The 6,695-nt window shown below is 76.0% G+C and carries 4 protein-coding genes; 2 read left to right on the plus strand and 2 right to left on the minus strand.

The features are described 5' to 3' along the window. The first annotated feature begins 242 nt into the window (after positions 1-242). Positions 243-1,085 (plus strand): hypothetical protein, encoded by an 843-nt coding sequence (locus ACIOJE_RS34625; RefSeq protein ID WP_400781745.1) that lies wholly within the window; start codon positions 243-245, stop codon positions 1,083-1,085. Between the two features lie 162 nt (positions 1,086-1,247). On the opposite strand, the gene ACIOJE_RS34630 is transcribed toward ACIOJE_RS34625, so the two are convergent. Further along, positions 1,248-2,546, minus strand: a complete 1,299-nt coding sequence (locus ACIOJE_RS34630) for a carbohydrate-binding protein (RefSeq protein ID WP_400781747.1) — start codon at positions 2,544-2,546, stop codon at positions 1,248-1,250. A 222-nt stretch (positions 2,547-2,768) separates the two neighbouring features. On the opposite strand from ACIOJE_RS34630, the gene ACIOJE_RS34635 reads away from it, so the two are divergent. Next, complete coding sequence (locus tag ACIOJE_RS34635) at positions 2,769-4,826, plus strand: tetratricopeptide repeat protein (RefSeq protein ID WP_400781749.1); 2,058 nt, start codon at positions 2,769-2,771, stop codon at positions 4,824-4,826. Positions 4,827-4,890: 64 nt separating this feature from the next. Here ACIOJE_RS34635 and ACIOJE_RS34640 read toward each other — a convergent pair whose 3' ends face one another. Then, positions 4,891-6,534: a translation initiation factor 2 gene (locus ACIOJE_RS34640; protein ID WP_400781752.1), complete on the minus strand. Its 1,644-nt coding sequence runs from the start codon at positions 6,532-6,534 to the stop codon at positions 4,891-4,893. Positions 6,535-6,695: the final 161 nt, after the last annotated feature.

Below are 6,695 nucleotides of genomic sequence, written 5' to 3' on the forward strand. Positions count from 1 at the left end.
CCTGTCGGGCGGGTGGTGGCCCCCCCGACCCGGCCCCCCCCCCGGGGTTAATCAGCCCGCCCGGGGGGGGGGCGGGGGGGGGGGGGGCCCCCCGGGGGGCCCCCCCCCCGCCGCCGTCTGCTCTCCGCCCTGCCGTTCGCCCCGCCGTCCGCTCCGTGCCTGGTCGAGCGCGCACCCGGGCGCGGGCGGCGTGGGGGCGGCGGCTATCTTGAGGGGTCACGGACATCCGGAGGGAGCGGGCGATGGGGATGGCTGGTCGGCGGGTGGCGGCCGTAGTGGCGGTCGGGGTGCTGACGGGGGTGCTGGCCGGGTGTTCCTCGGGGGGCTCGTCCGGGCACTCGTCCGGGGGGTCGGAAGCCGTCAAGAGCGGGGCAGGGGCGGCGAGTTCGGCGGTGGCGGGGTCGGCGGGTCCGGCGGCGGGGACGGCCGGTGCGCCGGCGGTCGGCGCGTCCGCGCCCGCCGCCGGGACGGGGGCGGCCTCGGCGCAGCCCTCGGCGCCGGCTGCCGGCGGGGGCGCCGGCAGCGGGGCGCCCGTGCCGCCGCCGGCCGGTGCGGCCACGCCCGGGGCGGACCTGGAGGCGGTGCTGCTGGACGACAAGCTGGTCGGCCAGGTGCTGCCGGACGCGAAGGCGATGGCGGGGTGGGGGGAGGAGAAGCGCAAGGTCGACACCGCCGACCACGCCACCACCTGCACCGCGTCCGCACCGTGCACCGGCAAGCCGCTCAGCGGGTCGGTCCGGTTCTCCTCGGGAGACCTGGTCACCCGCTTCATCGTCGAGACCCTGCCGAACCGCGACGCCGCGAAGAACCGGCTCAAGGAGACGTACGCGTCGTACACCAGCGGGCCGTTCCAGCAGGTCGACACACCGGTGCTGGGCAGTGAGAGCCAGGCCTTCCAGGGCCCGTTGGCCGGCAGCGACGGCATCGGCATCGTGCTGCGCTCGGGCACCGTGGTGGCCAGTGTGACCACCGAGGGCGGGCCGGCCGACGTGGCCGCGGCCCGGCGGTTCGCGGTGATGCTGGTCAAGCGGATCGAGCAGGCACAGCAGGGCCGGACGCCCGACGCCGGGCTCGGCCTGGCCTGACCGCTCGGCGAACCCGGACGCGACGCCCCCGCCGAGTCGACCGCGGGGGCGTCGGGTGCCCGCGGGGCGCCGCGCGGCGTCGGCCCGGCAGGGCGAACAGCTCACCGCGCGGGGCTCGGGGCGCGATGTCCCGGGCCCCGCGCGGTCCGGTCCACGGGACCGTCAGCAGGGGCCGTCGTCGCCCCAGACGCCCCACTGGCCGCTGGCGCTCGGCACCTCGTTCAGCGTCCACCACTTGGCGTGGTACTTGTGGCCGCCGTAGGAGACCTTGCTCCCGTTGGTGTACGTGGTGCTCGCGCTCCATGCCGGGTCGGTGCAGGCCCCCGGGCTGGTCGGGGGAGTCGTCGGCGGGGTGGTCGGAGGCGTGGTGGGCGGGGTGGTGGGCGGGGTCGCCCCGGCGAACTTCACCGTGTACTTGGTGAAGTCCCAGTCGTTCTGCGCCACGCTGGAGCAGGAGCCGGACAGCCCCGGGTCCACCGGGCCCGGGCACTGCCGGTCCCGGTTGACCGACCAGTAGGTGTACCGGGCCAGGTTGTGCGCGGTGGCGAAGTCCAGCACGGTCTGGAAGTCCGCCTGCCGGAAGTACTCGGCGGCGTCGGTGCGGCCGTTCATCATCGACACGCCCTCGTGGGCGTAGGCGGTGGCCTCGGACCAGCCGAAGGTGGTCTGCAGGATCTGGTTGAACTTCACCAGCGCGTCGGTCTGTGCGGCCGCGCCGTTGAACCCGCCGTCGAACGGCATGATCGAGAAGTTGTTCGGCGTGAAGCCCTGCGACTTGGCCTCGTTCAGCATCTGCGTGCCGAACCAGCCGGTGCCCGCGTTCGTCCCGGCGGTGGTGATCGAGACGTACAGCCCGGGGTTGTTCTGCTGGAGGATCCGGGCGGCGCCGATCTCGTTGTGGATCGCCGCGGTGTTCTCGTACTCCGGCTCCTCCAGGTCGAAGTCGACCGCCTTCAGCTGGTACTTGGTGATCACCTTCTGGTACCCGGCGGCGGTCGCCTCCGGCGTGCCGCAGACCTGGCCGAGCTTGGTGCCGCCGTACCCGCCGACCGACACCGAGACGTCCCCGCCCTTGCCGCGGATGGTCTGGATGACGCCGGGCATGGTGGTGTCGGTGTCGATCGAGGAGGTGCCGCCCCAGGAGGGCGAACAGCTGTTGCCCTGGGCCAGGATGAACGCCAGCTGGAAGGCCTTCTGCCCGGTGGCGTCCATCACCGCCGCGGCGTCCGGCGGGCTGTTGTCCTCGGGCATCAGGTACGGCGCCGAGGCGTACCAGTTGCTGCCGAGGCCGGTCGTGGTGTCGGCGGCCGCGGAGCCGGTGCCCGCCAGCGCGGCGACACCCCCGGCGACCAGGCCGAGCACCCCGGCCACGGCGACGGCGGCCCGGCGCGGGCGGCGGCGCCCCGGCGGGTTCGGGGCGGTGGTGGCGGTGACGGGGCGTGGGGGAAGAGCGCGTTCCATCGAAGGCCTTTCCAGGCTTGACGGCAGTGGGGGAGGGGACTGCTCACGCCGGAGGTGGGGGTGGCGCGCAGACCGGAACGGGCCGCCGGCCGGGGGTAGTTGCCGAAGGCTGTCACTGGTATAGACCTGTTCGGGAGGGGTGGTCAACCCCAAAACGGTCAAGCCGCCCGGCTCGCCCGACAGGCAAGGGCGTGGCTGCCGGACACGCCTTAGAGTTGACGGGTGGCCAAGGAGAACACGAACAGGGTGGACGGGCAGGTGCACGCCGGTGCCATCGTGCAGGCGCACACCATCGGGCAGTTGCACGTGCACCCCGCAGCGCCGCCCGCCGTCCCCTGGCAGCTGCCGCCCGGCCTGGGCCACTTCGCCGACCGCACCGGCGAACAGGCCCAGGTCCTCGCCGCCGCCGCGGACGGCGCCGAGACCGGCGGCCCCCTCCTCGTGGCCCTCAGCGGCATGGGCGGCATCGGCAAGACCGCCCTCGGCTTCCAGCTCGCCCGCGAACTGCGCGGCCGGGGTCGCTGCCCCGACGGCATCCTCCACCTCGACCTCGACGACCTGCGCCGCGAGGGCGCCGTCGAGGTCGCCGACGCCCTGGGCAAGCTCGCCCACGACCTCGCCCCGGCCGTCCCGCTGCCACCCGGGTACGCCGACCGCCGCCGCCACTACTGGGCCGCCACCCAGGACAAGCACCTCGTCCTCGTCCTCGACAACGCCCGCAGCGGCGCCGAAGTCCTGCCCCTGCTCCCCGCCTCGGCCTCCGCCGTCGTCATCGTCACCAGCCACGGCCGGCTCCACGACCTCGACGGCACCCGGTCCGTCGAACTCCCCCTCGGTCCGCTCACCGGCGAGGACGCCACCGGCCTGCTCCACGCCACCGTCGCCGACCCCCGGCTCGCCGCCGACCCGGACGCCACCGCCGAACTCGCCCGCCGCTGCGCCGGTCTGCCCGCCGCGCTCCAGGTCGCCGGCCGCTGGGTCCGCAAACACCGCCACCGCGAACTTCGCCGCCTCATCGACGAACTGACCGCCGAACTCCACCGGGAGGGCGTCTCCATGGTCGAAGCCGTCTGGGACGCCGCCTACGCGAGCCTCACCCCCGGCGCCGCCCGGCTCTACCGGCTGCTGCCCCACCACCCCGGCCCCGTCATCACCGTCCAGGCCGCCGCCGCCCTCCTCGGCACCGGCCCGGACCCCGCCGAGGACGCCCTCGACGAACTCGAACAGGCCGGCCTCCTCCACCCCCGGCCCGACGGCCTCCACCAGCACGACCTGCTGCGCGGCCACGCCCTGCGGCGGGCCGCGGGAGACCCGGAGGACACCGCCGCCGTCCGGCGCCGCCTGGTCCGCTGGTACCGGCGCCAGGCCGCCCGCGCCGACCTCCTCGCCGCCGGCCCGCGCCTCACCGTCGCCCGCCCCGCCGCCGAGGAACCCGCACTCGCCGAGGTCCCCGACATCCCGCTCGCCGACCCGCACCAGGCCATGCACTGGCTCGAAGGCGAACACCTGGCCCTCTACGGCTGCGTCCGCATCGCCCACGAGGACGGCCTCGACGCCGACGCCGTCGCCCTCTGCGAACCCCTCTGGACCCACTTCCTCGACCACCAGCACTACGCCGACGCCATCGACGCCTTCGGCCGCGGCGCAGCCTCCGCCGACCGCGCCGACGACCCGCTCGCGGTCGTCCGCATGCACTGCCAACTCGCCCGGCCCCTCTGGGAACAGCGCCGCTACCAGGAGGCGGCGGAGCACCTGCGGATCGCCGTCGCCCGGGCCCGGCTGCTCGGCGACACTCCCGACGAGCGCAAACTGCGCGCCTCCGCCGTCGAGTTCCGCGGCAAACTCGCCTCCGTCCAGGGCGACTGGGCCGCCGCCGTCCCCGACTTCGAGGCCGCCCGCGAAGAGCACCTCGCCATCGACAACCCCTACGGCGTCATGCTCCAGACCTATCTCCTCGGCCGCGCCGCCGTCGCCCTCGGCCGGCCCGACCGCGCCATCGCCCTCCTGACCGAGGCCCACACCACCGCCACCGCCCTGCGCCGCGACCGCATGTCCGCCCGCACCGCCTACGAACTCGCCACCGCCCTGCGCGGGGCCGGCCGCCACGCCGAGGCCGCGCCCCTCTACCAGCACGCCCTCATCAGTGCCCGCGCCCGCCAGTCCACCACCGACCAGCTCCGCGTCCTCGACACCCTCACCACCTTCCACGAGGAGCTCGGCGACCCGGACACGGCGGAGGCCTACCGCACCGAGGCGACCCGCCTCCGCAGCGGCGGGTAGGCGCTGCCGCGCGCCGCCACGCCTGCGCTCCGGGCGGATGGCGCGGGTCTGGTGAGCGTGGGGCTCAGGCCGGGTGGTCCAGCTCCGCCGCCGTGGCGGGTTGCAGGCGGACGCGGTGGGCGGTGCCGCCGAGGAGGGCGGTGAGGGTGGCGGGGAGGGGGTGGTCCGGGCCGGGGTGGGTGGCGAGCCAGGTGTGGACGGCGGAGAGCGCGGCGGCGGGGTCGGTGAGGCGGGTGCGGGTGCCGGTGCGGGCGGGCTCGATGCGGGCGGTGAAGGGGACACCGGCGTCGCGGCGCAGGAGGCACAGGGTGGGGGAGAGGACCACCGCCGCCGTCCGGCAGTTCGGGTACTCGTCGAAGGCCTCGGCCGTCCAGTCGGCGGCCGTCCGGTACTCGTGGTGCCAGCCCGGCGAGGGGGCTGGGCGGTCGGCGCGGCGGTAGAGCAGTGCGGCGCTCTGGAGTTGGCGTGTTCCGGCGCGGCCGTGTTCGGCGGCGCGGTGGTGGAAGGGCAGGTCCGTCCAGGGCGGGAGCCGGTCCACGGTGATCCGCCCGTTCCCGACCCCGGCCCGGACGGCGAACGCGGCCGGGGCGTGTGGGGCCCGCTCGGGCGTCGGCACCGGCAGCGGTCGGGGCTGGACGGGGTGGGGCGGCGGGACGAGCCCGAGGAGCTTGTAGAGCTCCGGGCGCAGGGTGTCCAGGGACTCCCCGGTGAGGGCGAAGGCCTGGTCGGCGAAGCGGCGGGTGCGCGGGGGCCCGGCCGGTTCGGCGAGGGCGGTCGGGGCCGTGTCGACGTCCAGGCGGGGGACGGCGGCGAGCAGGTGCGCCATCGGGCTGCCGGGGACGAGTTCGCCCGCGCCGTCGCAACCGGCGACCACGGGCCGGTCGAGGGCGGCGGCGTAGAGCGCCACCGACCCGTGGTCGGTGACGACGACGTCGCAGGCGACCAGCAGCGCCGCCCACTCCTGGTACGGAGCGGCGAGCACCAGACCGGCGTCCAGGGCGGGCCGCAGGCGGCGGGCGAGGTCGAAGGCGCCGGTGCGGCTGTACTCGTTGGGGTGCACGATCAGGGCCAGCTGGTACCCGTCGTACGGCAGACGGGCGGCGAGTTCGGCGGGCAGGTCGGGCCGGCGGGCGAGCAGCGACTGCGGGCCCCAGGTCGAGGAGAGCACCACCAGCCGTCGCCCGCCCGTGCCGAGTGCGGAGCGGATGGCGTCGCGGCGGTCCAGCGACTCCAGGATCCGGTCGAGCGTCGGGTCGCCGGCGACGAAGGCGTGATGCCGGGCGGAGGGGAGCCGGGCGGCCAGCCGCTCGACCTGGGCGGGGTGGGCGAGGGCGTGCAGGGTGGCGGTCGGGTGGCCGCCGCGGAGCAGGAACGCGGGGTCGAGACCGGACGGCAGTTCCGGCGAACCCTCCTCGGGCAGTGCCTTGTTGAAGCCCGCGCCGTGCGGCAGCAGCACCTGGTGGCCGCGCAGGTCGCCGAGGTCGCCCTTGGGGCTCGCGGTGAGGATCAGGTCGTGCCGGGCGGCGACGGCCTCGTCCCACGGGATGCACCGGGCTCCGGCGGTGTCGACGGCCGCGAGCGCGTCGGTGCCGAACTCCGACCCGGGGACGAGGGTGAACCGGCAGCGGACCCGGTCGTCACCCTCGAAGACGGGCAGCAGGTCGAGGAGCCGGTGCAGCGCGGCGGCCGAGCGGACGGCGAACAGCACCTCGGCGCATCCGGAGGGGGCGCGGTGCCGGCGCGGTGACGTGCAGCGAGGCGTGGCGGAGCTGGCTGGCTGGCTGGCTGGCTGGCTGGCTGGCTGGCTGGCTGGCTGGCTGGCTGGCTGGCTGGCTGGCTGGCTGGCTGGCTGGCTGGCTGGCTGGCTCG

This window comes from Kitasatospora sp. NPDC087861, assembly GCF_044742585.1.
In the GTDB taxonomy this organism is placed as follows: Bacteria; Actinomycetota; Actinomycetes; order Streptomycetales; family Streptomycetaceae; genus Kitasatospora.